Origin of the sequence: Actinophytocola sp. (assembly GCF_009379765.1) — a bacterium.
In the GTDB taxonomy this organism is placed as follows: Bacteria; Actinomycetota; Actinomycetes; order Mycobacteriales; family Pseudonocardiaceae; genus Actinophytocola.
The window spans coordinates 1-14,790 of sequence record NZ_WHTD01000195.1 but is presented as its reverse complement, the minus strand read 5'-3'; the positions used below and the strand labels follow the sequence as shown (position 1 = coordinate 14,790).

Genomic DNA, 14,790 nt, shown 5'->3' with positions numbered 1-14,790 from the left:
CGGGCCTCGAGCGCGCGCTGTTCCTCGAGGCCGACCGGATGCGGGCGCCCAGGATCACCGACGAGAACCTGCGCAACCAGGTCGACGTCGTCAAGGAGGAGATCCGGCTCAACGTCCTGAACCGGCCCTACGGCGGCTTCCCCTGGATCCTGCTGCCGCCGGTGCTCTACCGGACCTTCCCCAACGCGCACAACGGCTACGGTGACTTCACCGAGCTCGAGCAGGCCGACATGGACGACTGCGCGCAGTTCTTCGACACCTACTACGCGCCGGCCAACGCCGTGCTCACGGTCGCGGGTGACATCAGCATCGACGACGCCGAGGAGCTCGTCGAGAGGCACTTCGGCGACGTCCCGGCCCGCCCCGCGCCGCAGCGGCCGTCGTTCGCCGAGCCGCCGCCCTCCGGGGAGCTGCGCGGCGAGCACGCCGACCCGCACGCCCCGCTGCCCGCGCTCGCCGTCGGCTACCGGATGCCCGACCCGGTCAACGAGCTCGACGGCTACCTCGCCAACCTCGTCCTCGCCGCGGTACTCGCCGAGGGCGACGGGTCCCGGCTCCAGCAGCGCCTGGTCCACCGCGAGCCGCTGGTCACCGACATCGACGCGGCCTGCGGGCTCTTCGGCCCGTTCGAGGCGCGCGACCCGGACACGTTCATCGTCACCGCCATGCACTCGCCCGAGGTCGGCCAGGACCGGGTGCTCGCCGCGGTCGACGAGGAGCTCGACAAGCTCGCCGGCGCGCCGCCGAGTGACCAGGAGCTCGCCAAGGTCACCGCGCGCTGGGTGGCCGGCCTGCACCGCGAGCACGACCGGCTCATCGCGCGCACCCTCGCGTTCGGCTCGCTCGAGCTGCTCTACGGCGACCCGGGCCTCGCCCACTCGCTGCCCGACCGCATCTCCGCGGTCACCCCCGACGCCGTCGCCGCCGCGGCCAAGGCGTTGCGCCCCGACTCGCGCGCGGTCCTCACCGTGACGCCCGCAGGAGGAGACCAGTGACCGATATCGACGCCGCCGCGGAGACCTCGCGGGCGGGGTACCGCACCGCCGCCGAGATCGGCCACACCGAGCTCGGCCCGCGGCCGCTGCCTCCCCTCGCCGAGCAGCGCGCGGCCACCGGTCTGTCCTCGGTGGACACCGTGCTGGACAACGGGTTGCGGGTCGTCGCGGTGCACGCGCCCACCGTGCCGATGGTGGAGCTGCGGCTGCGGATCCCGTTCGCCGGCACCGACCCTCTGCACGCCGCCCGGGCCGAGGTGCTCGCCGCCACCCTCCTCACCGGCACCGACCGGCGGGACCGGGTGGCCGTCGACACCGACCTCGCGCTCGTCGGCGGCGAGCTCGACGCCGGCGTCGACCCCGAGCGGCTCGGCATCAGCGGCAACGCGCTGGCCAGCGGCTTCGACACCCTGCTCGACGTGCTGGCCGACGCGCTCACCGGCGCGGTCCACCGCGACGACGAGGTGGGCCGCGAGCGCGCCCGGCTCGTCGAGCGGATCGCCGTGGCCCGGTCGCAGCCCAGCGTCATCGCCCGCGAGGCGTTGCAGCGGCACCGCTACGGCGACCACCCCTACACCCGCGAGATGCCCGAGGCGTCCGACGTCGCCACGGTCACCGCCGAGGAGGTGCGCGCGCTGCACGCCGCCGGGGTGCTGCCCCGCGGCTCGGTGCTGGTGCTGGTCGGCGACATCGCGCCGGACGACGCGGTCACCCGGATCGGCCGGGCGCTCTCGGCGTGGACCGACGACCGGGAGGCCGTGCGGCTGCCCGACCTGCCCGAGATCACCGGCGGCGACCTGCTGTTCGTGCCGCGGCCAGGGGCAGTGCAGTCGCAGCTGCGGCTCACCGGCCAGGCGATCACCCGCACCGACCCGAAGTACCCGGCGCTGCAGCTGGCCAACCTGGCGTTCGGCGGCTTCTTCTCCTCGCGCCTGGTGGAGAACATCCGCGAGGACAAGGGCTACACCTACCACGCGCGGTCCTCCGTGGAGTTCACGCCGAGCGGCGCCACGCTGCTCGTCGAGAGCGACACCGCGAGCGAGGTCACCGCGCCCGCGCTGCTCGAGATGCGTTACGAGCTCGCCAGGCTCGGCGTCGTGCCACCCACGGAGTCCGAGGTGGACACCGTGCGGCAGTACGCGATCGGGTCGCTGCTCATCTCCACCGCGTCGCAGACCGGGCTCGCCTCGCAGCTCGCCGCGCTGGTCTCGATGGGGCTGGGTGTCGAGTGGCTGGTCGAGCACCCAGGCCGGCTCGCCGCGGTCACCGCGGACGAGATCGCCGAGGCGGCACTGGAGTTCTTCGCGCCGACCCGGTACACCGGCGTGGTCGTCGGGGACGCCGCGCAGCTGCGCCTGCTGCGGTCGCTGGGTGGCGTCGTCTCCGCATGACCGAGCTTGCGAGCGAGTCAATGTCACAGGGTGACCGCGAGCGGCTCGACCGAGCCTGTGAGGGGAGTCTTGAGCGAGCTTGCGAGCGAGTCAGTGTCACAGGGCGACCGCGAGCGGCTCGACCGAGCCTGCGAGGGGGAGTCTTGAGCGAGGTCGCGAGCGGGTCGGGGTCGCAGGGCACGCCCTTCCGGCTGGCCGGGCCACCAACGCTCTCGCGGTCCACAGTGGACCGTTACGAGCAGGTGCGCACCGACCCGGCCAGGCTGGCCAAGCTGTGGGCCACCGGCCGGGTCATCCTCCTGGACGAGAAGGGCCGCACGCCGGTCGGCGCCGGCGCGACCACGCTCGCGACCCGGCCGGCGGTGCGGATCGCCGACGAGGCGCCGCCGGACGCGCTGCTGCTCGGCGAGCACGACGGGGTCGGCTACTGGGCGGTGCGGCGTGCCGCGCGGTTGCGTGAAGGCGTGGTGTCCCCGGACAGCGCGTGGGGCCTGTGGACCGGCGCGGCGTCCGAGGACGGCGAGGAGTGGCACGACCTGCGCACGGTGGGCGCGCTGCTCGACGACACGTCGGCGGGGCTCTACACGACCGCGGTCGGCCTCACGAGCTGGCACTTCCGGGCAGGCTTCTGCGCCAACTGCGGCTCGCCCACGGAGCGGACCAACGCGGGTTGGGCCACGCACTGCACCGGGTGCGGGCGCGAGGAGTACCCGCGCACCGACCCCGCGGTGATCTGCCTGGTGCACGACGACACCGGCGTCAACGGCGCGAACGTCCTGTTGGCCCGCCAGCCGATCTGGCCGAAGGAGCGCTACTCGGTCCTCGCCGGCTTCGTGGAGGCCGGCGAGTCCTTGGAGGCCTGCGTCGCGCGCGAGATCGCCGAGGAGGTCGGCATCTCGGTGACGGGCGTTCGGTATCTGGGCAGCCAGCCGTGGCCCTTCCCGAGGTCGATCATGGTCGGCTTCACCGCGGTCACCGAGGCAGGCGCGGAACTGCGCCCGGCCGACGGCGAGATCGAGGAGGCCCGCTGGGTCTCCAGGACCGACCTGCGCGGCGCGTTGGACGCCGGCGGCGACATCCCGGGCCTCAAGCTCCCCGGCCCGACGTCGATCGCCCGCCTGATGCTGGCGGGCTGGGCCGCCGCGGACTGACGAGCTCGCCGCGACTCGGCCGAGCCTCACGATCGACCACTCGAGCTGCGGGCCACCGCGTCCGGCGTCGGTGTGACCGCACGGCGCCCGCCGCTGCCCGGCAGAGTCCCGCCGCGACGCCCGGCGGCCTCTCCGGTGGGTGACGAACCGTGCGTGTCCGAGTGGAGGGGGCCTCCGGCCCCGGAATCCATGCTACCGGCGACCACCGACAGTCCGCGGATCTCCATCCACAGAGCCGAAATCCGTCCCCGGCCCTGTGGATGGCGCGTCCGAAACCGTCGGTGCCGATCCGTACACTGGAAACCGGGGGGCCGGAGGCAACCGGTTGCCCTGAACCGTCGTCGGCCGGCGCGGAGGTCGGCGGCTCCCGGGGAGTGGGGAGCGGCGCCTGTGTGCGGGGCATGTCGGCGGTGGCGCTACCGTGTCGATCGCGTGGCCCGGCAACCGGTCGGGCGGTGGGGGTGAGCGACGTGGTGAGCGTGGCGCGCGCGGTCGGGCTGCTGCTCGGGGTCGCCGCGGACGGGACGTTCGGCGATCCGCGGCGGGGCCATCCGGTCGCGGGCTTCGGCAAGGTCGCCGAGCGCGTCGAGCGGGTGCTCTACCGCGACCACAAGCTGCCCGGCGTCGTGCACGTCGCGGTGCTCGGTGGCGGCGCCGTGGCCCTCGGGGTGCTCGCGGAGCGCGCCGGCCGCGGCCGGCCGGTGGTCCAGACGGTCACGACCGCGGCCGCGACCTGGCTCGTACTCGGTGGCCGGTCGCTTGCCGTGCAGGGTGCCGCGATCGGCCGCGAGCTCGACGCCGGCGAGCTGCCCGCGGCCCGCGAGCGCCTGCCGCACCTGTGCGGCCGCGACCCGGCGGAGCTCGACGCCGACGGACTCGCGCGAGCGGCCGTCGAGTCGGTGGCGGAGAACACCTCCGACGCGGTCGTCGCCCCGTTGGTGTGGGGTGCGGTCGCGGGAGTGCCTGGCCTGCTCGGCTACCGGGCGGTGAACACCCTCGACGCGATGGTCGGCTACCGCTCGCCGCGCTACCGCCGCTTCGGTTGGGCATCGGCCCGCCTCGACGACGTCGTGAACCTGCTGCCGGCCCGGCTCGCGGCGGTGCTCACCGTGGTGGGTGCCCCGGTGGTCGGCGGCTCCTGGCGCGGCGCCTGGCAGACCTGGCACCGCGACGCGGCGGCGCACCCGAGCCCGAACGCCGGCCGGGTCGAGGCCGCGTTCGCCGGCGCGCTGGAGGTCCGGCTGGGCGGCCGGACCGTCTACCCGCACGGCGTGGAGGAGCGCCCGGTGATGGGGGAGGGGCGGATGCCCGACTCCGGCCACGTCACGAGGGCGGTCGAGCTGTCGAGGGTGGTGGGCGGCCTGACCGCGGTGCTGGCGGCCCTGATCGCGGTCTCCCGCTCCCGCCACCAGCGGATGTCCTATAGATCATCGCGTACAGGTTGACATGGGTTGGCACAAAAGCCACGCACCGCCCAAACGTAACCTCAGGGGACCGTGACGCCACCCAACCACCAACCACCAGAGGTCCGCACCAACCGCCGGATCGCAACCAACACTTTTAAACCCGGGGAGGCGGACTAGCGGCGCGCTCCCGCGCCTCCTCCTCGGCGATCTGCCGCGCCACCGACACCCGCCGCGGTCGCTCGGCCGCGGGGCGCGGTGTGGTCAGCGCCCCGCCCGGCCGGATCTCCCGCCAGGAGAAGTACAGCCACGCCAGCAACGCCATCGTGCCGAAGGTGATCCACTGCAGCGCGTAGGACAGGAACGGCCCGGCGTCGAGCTCGGGCAGCGGCAGCGGCGCGAGCACGCCAGGACTTCCGTCGGTGAGCTGCACGTAGCCCGGCCGGATCGCGAGGCCCGTCACCTTCGCGACGGCCCGTGAGTCGACGGCGTACACCTGCTGGTGCCCGTCCTCGCCGGGCAGCGCCGCCCGCGCCCGCGGGTCGCGTTCGTCGGCCCGGATCCGGGCGGTCAGCTCGTGCCTGCCGGAGGGCGGCGCCGGGTAGTCGGGGACGGCGCTCTCCTCCGGGCGCAGGTAGCCGCGGTCGACCAGCACCACCGCACCGTCCTCGAGCCGGAACGGCGTGAGCACCTCGAACGCCGGCTGCCCCTGCACCGTCCGCAGCCGCGCCACGACCTCGTCGTCGGCGAGGTAGGCACCGGTGAGCGTGACGGTCCGCCATTCGGTGTCCGCGGTGGGCCGCGCGCCGGACGGCAGCACCCGCTCGACGGGCACCGGGTCCGCCGAGAACGAGCGGCTGATGGCGTCGTTGGTGGCCTTGCGCTCCGCGTGCCGGCCGAACTGCCACGGTGCGAGCACCGCGAAGCACGCGACGGCGAAGGCCAGCACCGCCAACGTCAACGCCAGCCACCCGGGCCGGAGCAGGAACCGCAACCGCACCCCACAACGGTAGGCCAGCCTCATCCGCGCAGTGCCGCCCGGGCGGCCGCCGCGGCCTGGCCCGCGTAGCCGCCCCCGAACAGGACGGTGTGGACCAGCAGCGGGAACAGCTGGTGCAGCCCGACCCGCGCGCGCCAGCCGTCGGCCGGCGGCGCGGCCTCGGCGTAGGCGGCGACGATCCGGTCGAGCCCCGCGCAGCCGAACAGGTGCAGCATCGCGAGGTCGGTCTCCCGGTGCCCGCCGTGCGCGGCGGGGTCGATCAGCCAGGCGCGGCCGTCGGCGGCCCACCGGACGTTGCCGCTCCACAGGTCGCCGTGCAGCCGCGCGGGCGGCTCGGCAGGCCCGGCCAGCGACTCGATCCGCTCGCACACCGTCTCGACCGCCCGCGCGTCGCCGCCTGTCAGCGTGCCCTGGTCGACGGCGTCGCGCAGGTACGGCCGCACCCGGTGCTCGGCGTACCACCGCGGCCACGCGGGACCGGTGTCGTCGCGCATCGGCGCGAGCCCGATCCACGCGTCGACCGGACCGCCCGGCGGCGGCGCCCCGAACGCCGGGGCGCCCGCGGCGTGCAGCCGGGCGAGCCCCCGCCCGAACGCCTCGGCCGCCGCCGGGGACGGCGCACCGGCCTCCACGAGCTCCAGCACGAGCCACTCGTCGTCGTGCCCCAGGACCTCGGGCAGCGGCACCGCGTCGGGCTCGGCGAGCCAGCGCAGCCCGGCGACCTCGGCACGCACCGCGGTCGCGTGGGCGTGCCGCTTCGCCACGACCGTCCGGCCGTCGGCCAGCTCGACGCGGGTAACGGTGCCGCCGAGCGAGGTAGTGCTCCGCGCGGGCGAGCCGGTCAGCGCCTCGAGGCTCACAGGCGTTCGCGGACCCAGTCGAGCAGGCCCGGCGTGGCGGCCTCGATCATGGCGAGCACGTCGCCGAAGCCGTCCCGGTTGCCGTAGTACGGGTCGGGGACGTCGAGGTCGCCGCCCAGGCGGTGCGCGGCGGGGTCGAACGAGCGGAGCATCCGCACCCGGTCGGGGTCGTCGCCATGGTGTTCGAGGAGGTCGCGCAGGGCCGCCTCGTGCCCGGAGTCCATGGCGAGCAGCAGGTCCGCGTCGAGGTGCTCGGCCCCGACCTGCGCGGCGACGTGCGTGGTGGGGTAGCCGGCTTCGGCGAGCGTCCGTGCGGCCCGCGTGTCGGCAGGCTCACCGACGTGCCACGGCCCGATGCCGGCACTGGTCACCCGCACCCGGTCGGCGAGCCCGGCCCGCCGCAGCCGCTCACCGAAGACCACGGCGGCCATGGGGGAGCGGCAGATGTTCCCTGAGCAGACGAAACACACATGCACGCGGCCGAGTCTGCCCGACCCGCCGCCGCCACGCCCCCACCGCCTAGAACCCGCGAGTCCAACCCCCAGGACTCGCGACGTCTGCTTGGGCGCCACGCGCTAAGGGTGCATCCGCGCGCCCGTGGCGATCTTGTCCACGGCGTTGCGCGGGCCGTGCACGGCGAGGCCGACCAGGTCCAGCTCCGTGCGTGGCACCGCGCGCACGGCCGCCCGGTTGTCCTCGTCGTTGCCGGTGCCGAACAGCTCCGCCGTGAAGATCGACATCGGTAGGCCCCGGGCGTCGGCCCGCGCGTGGGCCGCGGTCAGCACCTCGGCGGACGCCTCGAAGACCAGCACCGGCTGGCCGAACATCGACAGGTACTTGGTGCCGTCGGCGTCCTCGTAGGGCTCGCCGATCAGCTCGGGAACGGCCGCCGCGATCCCGCTCACCAGGAACGCGCACACATTCAGGCGCTGCCAGGTGGCCAGGTCGTCCCGGATCACGACGGCGATCTTCGTCTCGAATCGCATCAGGTCAGCATCGCCGCACGGCACCGGCGCGGTCTTGTACGTTCCTTGCATGGGCACCCGCCTGGACATCACCGCGTGGCACCCCTCGGTCGCGGGCATCGAGGAGGTCTTCCACGCCCACTTCGCCGACCACGCCTACCCCTCGCACACCCATGACGCGTGGACGCTGCTGATCGTCGACGACGGCCTGGTCCGCTACGACCTCGACCGGCACGAGCACGGCGCGTTGCGCGAGGCGGTGACCCTGCTGCCGCCTGGTGTCCCGCACGACGGGCGGACGGTGCGGCCGGAGGGTTTCCGCAAGCGGGTGCTGTACCTGGACCGCACGGTGCTCGACGCCGGGCTGGTCGGCGCGGCGGTCGACCAACCGAGCCTCGCCGACCCGCTGCTGCGCACCCGCGTCCACCGGCTGCACGAGGTGCTGACCCGGCGCACCGAGGACCTGGAGGCCGCGAGCCGGCTCGCCTTCGTGGCCGAGCGGCTCGCCGGCCACCTGAGGCCCCGCGCCGAACCGGTGCCGGCGACCGGCCGGACTACCGCGCACCGGCTCCGCGAGCTGCTCGACGCCCGGCTGCCCGGCGGCGTGCCGCTCGACAAGGCCGCGGCGACGCTCGGCGCGCACCCGGCGTCGCTGGTGCGCGCGTTCAGCAGGGAGTTCGGCATCCCGCCGCACCGCTACCTGACCGGCTGCCGGCTCGAGCTCGCCAGGCGCCACCTGCTCGCCGGCCACCCCGCCGCCGAGGCCGCGACCCTCGCCGGCTTCTACGACCAGGCCCACCTGACCCGACACTTCACCCGTCACCTCGGCATCGGGCCCGCGCGGTACGGCCTAAGATCCGGCGGATGACCGATCTGCGCCACCACGGGGACGTCGACGCCCGGCCGGGGCTCGAGGACTTCGCGGTGAACGTCCGCGGCAGCGCGCCCCCCGGCTGGCTGCGCGAACGGCTCGTCGGCGCGCTCGACCGGATCGGCAGCTATCCGTCCACAGAGGACGATCGAGCCGCCCGCCTGGCCGTCGCCGCGCGGCACGGGCGGGACGCGGCCGAGGTGCTCGTGCTGGCCGGCGCCGCCGAGGGGTTCGCGCTGCTGCCGGCGCTCGCGCCCAGGAAGGCCGCACTGGTGCACCCGTCGTTCACCGAGCCCGAGGTGGCACTGCGCCAGGCGGGCGTGCCGGTGCACCACGTGCTGCTGGACGAGGCGGACGGCTACGCGCTGCGCCCCGAGCTGGTCCCGGACGACGCCGACCTCGTCGTGCTCGGCAACCCGACCAACCCGACCTCGGTGCTGCACCCGGCCGAGGCGCTGAGGACGCTGGCCCGGCCCGGCCGCGTCCTGGTGGTCGACGAGGCCTTCATGGACGCCGTCCCCGGCGAGCCCGAGTCGCTGGCCGGCGAGCCGCTGCCCGGCGTGCTGGTGCTGCGCAGCCTCACCAAGACCTGGGCGCTGCCCGGTCTGCGCGCCGGCTACGCGCTCGGCGCCGCCGACCTGCTCGACCGGCTCGCCGCACACCGTCCACATTGGCCGGTCGGCACCCTGGTGCTGGCCGCGGTGGAGGCGTGCGCGTCGCCGCTCGCCGTGGCCGAGGCGGCCGCGGCCGCCCGGGAGGTCGCCGAGCACCGGGCACACCTGGCCGCGGCGTTGGCGGAGCTGCCCGGCACGAGCGTGCGGCTACCGGCCGCCGGACCGTTCCTGCTGTTGCGGGTCCGCGACGGCGAGCGGGTCCGCCAGGGCCTGCGGCGCCGCGGGATCGCCGTGCGCCGCGGTGACACCTTCCCCGGGCTGAGCGCCGACCACATCCGGGTGGCCGTCCGCGACCCCGTGCGCACCGCGTCGCTCGTCGGCGCGCTGCGCGCCGAGCTGAGCACGGAGGTGCTGGGGTGACCACGGTCGCCGACGTCGTCGAGGTGCTGGAGACCGCGTACCCGCCCGAGCTCGCCGAGTCGTGGGACGCGGTCGGGCTCGTGTGCGGCGACCCGGCCGAGCGGGTCAGCAGGATCCTCGTCTGCGTCGACCCTGTCGAGTCCACTGTGGACGAGGTGCTGGAGATGGACGGGGAGATGATCGTCGCGCACCACCCGCTGCTGCTGCGCGGCGTGCACGGCGTCCCGGCGAGCAGCCCGAAGGGCGGCCTCGTGCACCGGCTCGTCCGCGCGGGCGCGGCGCTGTTCTGCGCGCACACCAACGCCGACGCCGCCGACCCCGGCGTGTCCGACGCGCTCGCCGAGAGCCTCGGGCTCACCGTCGTCGGCCCGCTGCGGCCCAACCCGGACGGCCGCACCGGCATCGGCCGGATCGCCGAGCTGCCCGCCGCGGAGCCGCTCGAGAAGTTCGTCGAGCGGGTCGCCACCGCGCTGCCCGCCACCGCGGGCGGCGTCCGCGCGGCCGGTGACCCGCGGCGTCGGATCCGAACCGTCGCGGTGTCCGGCGGCGCGGGCGACGGCTACCTCGACGCCGCCACCCGCGCGGGCGTGGACGCCTACGTCACCGCGGACCTGCGCCACCACCCGGCGAGCGAGCACCTCTCCGGCGCCGGCCGGCCCGCGCTCGTCGACGTCGCGCACTGGGCCAGCGAGTGGCCCTGGTGCGAGCAGGCGGCGGCGATCCTCCGTGACGTGCTCGGCGGTACCGTCAACGTGACCGTGTCGACCCGTCGTACCGATCCCTGGACCGTGTCCTCGGTGCCAGGCTGAACCGGGAGGTTCCCAGGGTGAAAGTCGATCCCGCAGTGCAGCGCAAGCTGCTCGAGCTGGCCGATGTGGACGCCGAGCTGGCCCGGGTCGAGCACCGGCGCCGCACGCTGCCGGAGCTCGCGGAGGTCGCCGAGGCGGAGAAGGCGGTGCAGGCCAAGCGGGACGCGCGGGTCGCGAGCGACACCACGCTCGCCGACCTCGACCGCGAGGTGAAGCGGCAGGAGAAGGAGATCGACGCGGTGCGCGCCCGCGAGGACCGCGACCGTGGGCTGCTCGCCGGCGGCACGGTGTCGGCCAAGCAGATGACCGACCTCGAGCACGAGCTCGCCACGTTGCAACGCCGGCAGAGCTCGCTCGAGGACGACTTGCTGGAGCTGATGGAGCGGCGCGAGGCGGTCGGGCTCGACGGCCAGCACGCGGGCGTGGAGCTGGCCAAGGCCGAGGAGGCGCTGGCCGACGCGAACCGGCGGCGGGACGACGTGCTCGCCGACCTCGACACCACCCAGGCCCGACGCGACGCCGACCGCGTGCGGCTGGTGCCGGGGTTTCCCGAGCCGCTGCTGGGGCTCTACGAGCGGGTGCGGAGGAACAAGGGCATCGGCGCGGCGCTGCTGCGTGCCCGGCGGTGCGGCGCGTGCCGGATCGAGCTGGACCGCAGCGCCATCTCGCGCATCGCCTCCGCCGCCGCCGACGAGGTCGTCACCTGCGAGGAGTGCGGCGCGATCATGGTGCGGACCCCGGAGTCCGGGCTGTGAAAGTGGTCGTCGAGGCCGACGGCGGCTCGCGCGGCAACCCCGGGCCCGCCGGGTACGGCGCGGTCGTGCGGGACGCGGCCACCGGCGCGGTGCTGGTCGAGCGGGCCGAGGGCATCGGCGTCGCCACCAACAACGTCGCCGAGTACCAGGGGTTGCTCGCGGGTCTGCGGGCCGCGGCCGAGCTTGGTGCCGACGAGGTCGACGTGCGGATGGACTCCAAGCTCGTGGTAGAGCAGATGTCCGGCCGCTGGAAGATCAAGCACGACACGCTCAAGCCGATCGCGGCACAGGCCAAGGAGGTCGCCGAGGGCTTCGCCCGGGTGCGGTACGAGTGGATCCCGCGGGCCCGCAACTCCCATGCCGACCGCCTGGCCAACGAGGCGATGGACGCCCAGTCGGGAAAAGCGCCCCTGGCTGAACGGCCCGCCGAGGTACCGGCGACCGGGTGGACCGGTGCGACCGGGACACCGACCCGCTTCCTGCTCGTGCGCCACGGGCAGACCGAGCTCTCGGTCGAGCGCCGCTACTCCGGCCACGGCGAGGTCCCGCTGACCGAGCTCGGCGCCCGCCAGGCGAAGGCCGTGGCGTCCCGGGTCGCCGCGCTCACCGGCGTCGCCGCGGACACGCCGGTGATCTCCTCCCCGCTGGGCCGCGCGCGGCAGACCGCGGCGGCGGTGGCCGAGGCGACGGGCGGCTCCGTCGAGGTGCACCAGGGCCTGGTCGAGACCGACTTCGGCGCATGGGAGCGGCTCAGCTTCGCCGAAGCGGCTCAGCGCGACCCGAAGCTGCATGCCCGCTGGCTCGCCGACCCGACGGTGTACCCGCCCGACGGCGAGAGCTTCGCCGAGGTCCACGACCGGGTCCGCCGGGTGCGCGACCAGCTCGTCACCCGCTTCGGCGACCGGACGGTGATCGTGGTCAGCCACGTGACCCCGATCAAGTCGCTGCTGCGGATGGGTCTGGACGCCGGCCCGTCGCTGCTCTACCGCCTGCACCTGGACCTCGCGTCGCTGTCGGTCGTCGAGTTCTACGCCGACGGCAACGCGTCGGTCCGCCTGGTGAATGACACCTCCCACCTGGCGTGAGATCCTGTGCGGGCGGACGAGTCGGCAGGGCGGTCGCGGCGGGGTAACCCGTCGAGGAAAGTCCGGACTCCGTAGGGCAGGGTGGTTGCTAACGGCAACCCGGGGCGACCCGCGGGACAGTGCCACAGAGAACAGACCGCCTGGTGCGATCTGCCGGTGCCTCTGGTGCCGGCGGGCCACGCCAGGTAAGGGTGAAACGGTGGTGTAAGAGACCACCAGCACCCCGGGTGACCGGGGTGGCTCGGTAAACCCCACCCGGAGCAAGGCCAAGAGGGAACCCCGGTCCACGGGCCAGGGTTCCTGCGCAGGCGTTCGAGGGCGGCCCGCCCGAGCCTGCGGGTAGGCCGCTAGAGCCTGCCGGCGACGGCAGGCCCAGATGGATGACCGCTCACCGGCCCTCGTGGCCGGGGACAGGATCCGGCTTACATGTCGACTCGTCCGCCCCAAAGAGGTAATTGCGAAATTCGGAACAGGTGGATGCGCGACACACAACACGCACCGAGCCCGGCGGGCGAATTCATGGTCCCTCGCGCATGATTCGCAAACCGGTGAAACCGGTCACCGATCTCACCCGGTGGATCGTCTCGAACTGGTCACCCGACTCGTGGAGACGTGACGACCGTGCAGACGCCGCGGGCGCCCGGCGTGCGCCGTTCGGAGCAGGAGCCGGGCCGTCCGGAGCACGGGGCTCGCGCGGTCGGCGGAGCCCGTTTCACGAGGTGGTCACGGTCAAGAGACGGTGCATGTCGATCGACCGATCGGGTGGCTCGCGGCGGCATCGCGTACGTGTTGACATGTGCCGTGCCGCACCTACCGTGAAGGACGGTTCCGCATCCGAGTGAAACTGCCAGGCCATTCGTCCAAAAGGCTGGTCATCCCCCATGGCCGGCTCTTCTCGCCCCATGATGGTTGTGGTCAGATGACATCCGGTCGGTCCCGAGGAGAGGCACGTGAACTGATGTCGATCTACGGAGAGGTGCTCACCCACTACACATCGTGATAGCAATCGTGCTCTACTCGTGTGCGTAAGCCCGTGGGCGACAGCCCGCGGGCGAACCACAACGGGCCAAATACAGGACAGACGGACAGCAGGATCGGCCGCGCGGAGCTTCCCCACGAAGACCGCTCCGCGCACTTGGGAGTAAGACATGACGGCCATGACCACGCTCCAGCTTGCCCAGGACAGCCTGGACACCGGAGGGGTCCGTGACTGGATCCTCGACAACATCATCCCGCTGCTGCTGCTCGTGGTCGCTCTCCTGCTGCTGTGGCTCGGCGGCGGCAAGGGTGACAACGCCGGAGTGATGCGGCGTCTGGGCGGCGTCATCGTGGCGCTCGCGATCATCGGGCTGGCTGTGACGACCAACGCCGGGCAGAACATCGGCACTTGGATCGCGAGTCTGTTCACCAGCGGCTGAGCGTCAAAAGGGACATCGCGTGCGCATTCGTACTGACGACGAGGTGTACCGCGTCGATGCGGTCTGGCTCGGGCCACCCAAGGCCACCATGCCCTGGCGCGCCCGCTACGTGGCATGGGGCGTCGGCCTCGTCGTCTTTCTGCTCGTGCTCACCGTCGAGCGGCGGATGGGGATCTCGCTGTTCTGGTCCATCGCGTGGGGCCTGGTCATGACGATCGTGCTCACCCGGCTCATCTGCTCCCGGATCAGCCACGAGCGACCACTCGGCTCGGTCACCACGATGTGGGTCCGCGAGCTGACCGCTCCCCGCGAGGAGACCGCCGGCGCCGGCGGCGCGGTCAGCGCCACCCGGGTGCGGGTGCGCTCCGACCGCCCCCGACCGCAGCCACGCAAGCGACGCACCCCGCACTACGACGTCAAGCACGGCAGCAAACAGGCCGGCAAGCAGACCAGCAGGCAGACCAGCAGGCAGACCAATAGGCGCGGTCCCCGGCCGCGCAAGGCCCGGAAGGGAGGCCGCGGTGTTCGGACGCAGAAGCAAGCACGCGCCTGAGCGCGCCGCGCAGTTCCCCCAGGGTCAGCCGCACCCCGGCGCCCTGGCGTACGGCCAGCAGCCGCGCCAGGGCCAGCCGCGTCGTGGCCGGCACGCGGCCCCGGACCGGGACCAGGACGCCGACCCCGGCGTGCCGCCCCAGCCGCAACCGGCCAAGATCATCAAGCGGGACCCGGCCTACCCGGCTCAGTACCGTCCGGCGGTCGCACCCGGCCGCGGTCTCATGCCAGCTGGAAAGCGCAACCGACGTCTGCCAGGGGAGCAGTCCATTCCCACGTACACCCCGACCATCGCCGCTCGGAGCATCGACGGTCACCTGCTGCGCAACGGACACGACGTGTTCGCGTGGTACCGGCTCGCCCCTCAGCGCTGGTCGTTCCGTTCCGACTCGCAACGCCAGGACCTGATCGCCGCGATCGCCGGCCAGTACGCCGAGCTCGCCGGCCGCTGGCTGCACCTGCGGGTCACCACCCGGCCGTACCCGATCCGCATGTGGGCCG

The 14,790-nt window shown here is 73.9% G+C and carries 15 protein-coding genes, 1 other RNA gene and 1 pseudogene; 13 read left to right on the top strand and 4 right to left on the bottom strand.

Annotated elements, in window-relative coordinates; genetic code table 11:
• The 4 genes from GEV28_RS37515 to GEV28_RS37500 form a co-directional block, all read left to right on the top strand.
• Positions 1 to 995 (top strand): insulinase family protein (locus GEV28_RS37515; protein WP_291418311.1); only part of this gene is annotated, 995 nt, incomplete at its 5' end.
• On the top strand, positions 992 to 2,386 hold the full coding sequence (locus GEV28_RS37510; protein WP_291418309.1) for a pitrilysin family protein: 1,395 nt from the start codon (positions 992 to 994) through the stop codon (positions 2,384 to 2,386). The genes GEV28_RS37515 and GEV28_RS37510, both read left to right, overlap by 4 nt.
• 143 nt (positions 2,387 to 2,529) lie before the next feature.
• Complete coding sequence (gene nudC / locus GEV28_RS37505) at positions 2,530 to 3,537, top strand: NAD(+) diphosphatase (protein ID WP_291418307.1); 1,008 nt, start codon at positions 2,530 to 2,532, stop codon at positions 3,535 to 3,537.
• A 473-nt stretch (positions 3,538 to 4,010) separates the two neighbouring features.
• Positions 4,011 to 4,982: a cobalamin biosynthesis protein gene (locus GEV28_RS37500; protein ID WP_291418315.1), complete on the top strand. Its 972-nt coding sequence runs from the start codon at positions 4,011 to 4,013 to the stop codon at positions 4,980 to 4,982.
• Positions 4,983 to 5,097: 115 nt separating this feature from the next.
• On the opposite strand, the gene GEV28_RS37495 is transcribed toward GEV28_RS37500, so the two are convergent.
• The 4 genes from GEV28_RS37495 to GEV28_RS37480 form a co-directional block, all read right to left on the bottom strand.
• Positions 5,098 to 5,940, bottom strand: coding sequence for an SURF1 family protein (locus GEV28_RS37495; RefSeq protein WP_291418306.1), 843 nt, complete (start codon positions 5,938 to 5,940; stop codon positions 5,098 to 5,100).
• Between the two features lie 20 nt (positions 5,941 to 5,960).
• On the bottom strand, positions 5,961 to 6,800 hold the full coding sequence (locus GEV28_RS37490; RefSeq protein WP_291418305.1) for a fructosamine kinase family protein: 840 nt from the start codon (positions 6,798 to 6,800) through the stop codon (positions 5,961 to 5,963).
• On the bottom strand, positions 6,797 to 7,276 hold the full coding sequence (locus GEV28_RS37485; protein ID WP_291418303.1) for a low molecular weight protein-tyrosine-phosphatase: 480 nt from the start codon (positions 7,274 to 7,276) through the stop codon (positions 6,797 to 6,799). Before GEV28_RS37485 ends, GEV28_RS37490 begins: the two co-directional genes overlap by 4 nt.
• A 99-nt stretch (positions 7,277 to 7,375) precedes the next feature.
• Positions 7,376 to 7,786, bottom strand: a complete 411-nt coding sequence (locus GEV28_RS37480) for a DUF2000 domain-containing protein (protein WP_291418301.1) — start codon at positions 7,784 to 7,786, stop codon at positions 7,376 to 7,378.
• Between the two features lie 49 nt (positions 7,787 to 7,835).
• On the opposite strand from GEV28_RS37480, the gene GEV28_RS37475 reads away from it, so the two are divergent.
• The 9 genes and pseudogenes from GEV28_RS37475 to GEV28_RS37435 all read left to right on the top strand — a co-directional run.
• Positions 7,836 to 8,633, top strand: coding sequence for an AraC family transcriptional regulator (locus GEV28_RS37475; protein ID WP_291418299.1), 798 nt, complete (start codon positions 7,836 to 7,838; stop codon positions 8,631 to 8,633).
• Complete coding sequence (gene cobC / locus GEV28_RS37470; protein ID WP_291418298.1) at positions 8,630 to 9,670, top strand: Rv2231c family pyridoxal phosphate-dependent protein CobC; 1,041 nt, start codon at positions 8,630 to 8,632, stop codon at positions 9,668 to 9,670. The genes GEV28_RS37475 and cobC overlap by 4 nt, the downstream gene beginning before the upstream one ends.
• Positions 9,667 to 10,479, top strand: a complete 813-nt coding sequence (locus tag GEV28_RS37465) for a Nif3-like dinuclear metal center hexameric protein (RefSeq protein WP_291418296.1) — start codon at positions 9,667 to 9,669, stop codon at positions 10,477 to 10,479. Before cobC ends, GEV28_RS37465 begins: the two co-directional genes overlap by 4 nt.
• A 17-nt stretch (positions 10,480 to 10,496) precedes the next feature.
• Complete coding sequence (locus tag GEV28_RS37460) at positions 10,497 to 11,234, top strand: C4-type zinc ribbon domain-containing protein (RefSeq protein WP_291418294.1); 738 nt, start codon at positions 10,497 to 10,499, stop codon at positions 11,232 to 11,234.
• Between the two features lie 2 nt (positions 11,235 to 11,236).
• A complete protein-coding gene (locus GEV28_RS37455) occupies positions 11,237 to 12,319 on the top strand; it encodes a bifunctional RNase H/acid phosphatase (RefSeq protein ID WP_291418313.1) in 1,083 nt (360 codons plus the stop codon).
• Positions 12,320 to 12,336: 17 nt separating this feature from the next.
• Positions 12,337 to 12,760, top strand: an RNA gene (gene rnpB / locus GEV28_RS37450) — RNase P RNA component class A.
• Between the two features lie 707 nt (positions 12,761 to 13,467).
• Positions 13,468 to 13,737 carry a hypothetical protein gene (locus GEV28_RS37445; protein WP_291418292.1) on the top strand — a complete coding sequence of 90 codons (270 nt, stop codon included), beginning with the start codon at positions 13,468 to 13,470 and terminating at the stop codon, positions 13,735 to 13,737.
• A 19-nt stretch (positions 13,738 to 13,756) separates the two neighbouring features.
• Positions 13,757 to 14,290 (top strand): hypothetical protein, encoded by a 534-nt coding sequence (locus tag GEV28_RS37440; protein ID WP_291418290.1) that lies wholly within the window; start codon positions 13,757 to 13,759, stop codon positions 14,288 to 14,290.
• Positions 14,259 to 14,790, top strand: a pseudogene (locus GEV28_RS37435) (hypothetical protein); the annotation flags it as partial. The gene GEV28_RS37440 and the pseudogene GEV28_RS37435, both read left to right, overlap by 32 nt.

Bases quoted from the DNA above. Each gene is read 5' to 3' on its own strand.
- GEV28_RS37480 (WP_291418301.1), bottom strand. From the start codon at position 7,786: ATGCGATTCGAGACGAAGATCGCCGTCGTGATCCGGGACGACCTGGCC.
- GEV28_RS37475 (WP_291418299.1), top strand. From the start codon at position 7,836: ATGGGCACCCGCCTGGACATCACCGCGTGGCACCCCTCGGTCGCGGGC.
- cobC (WP_291418298.1), top strand. From the start codon at position 8,630: ATGACCGATCTGCGCCACCACGGGGACGTCGACGCCCGGCCGGGGCTC.
- GEV28_RS37445 (WP_291418292.1), top strand. From the start codon at position 13,468: ATGACGGCCATGACCACGCTCCAGCTTGCCCAGGACAGCCTGGACACC.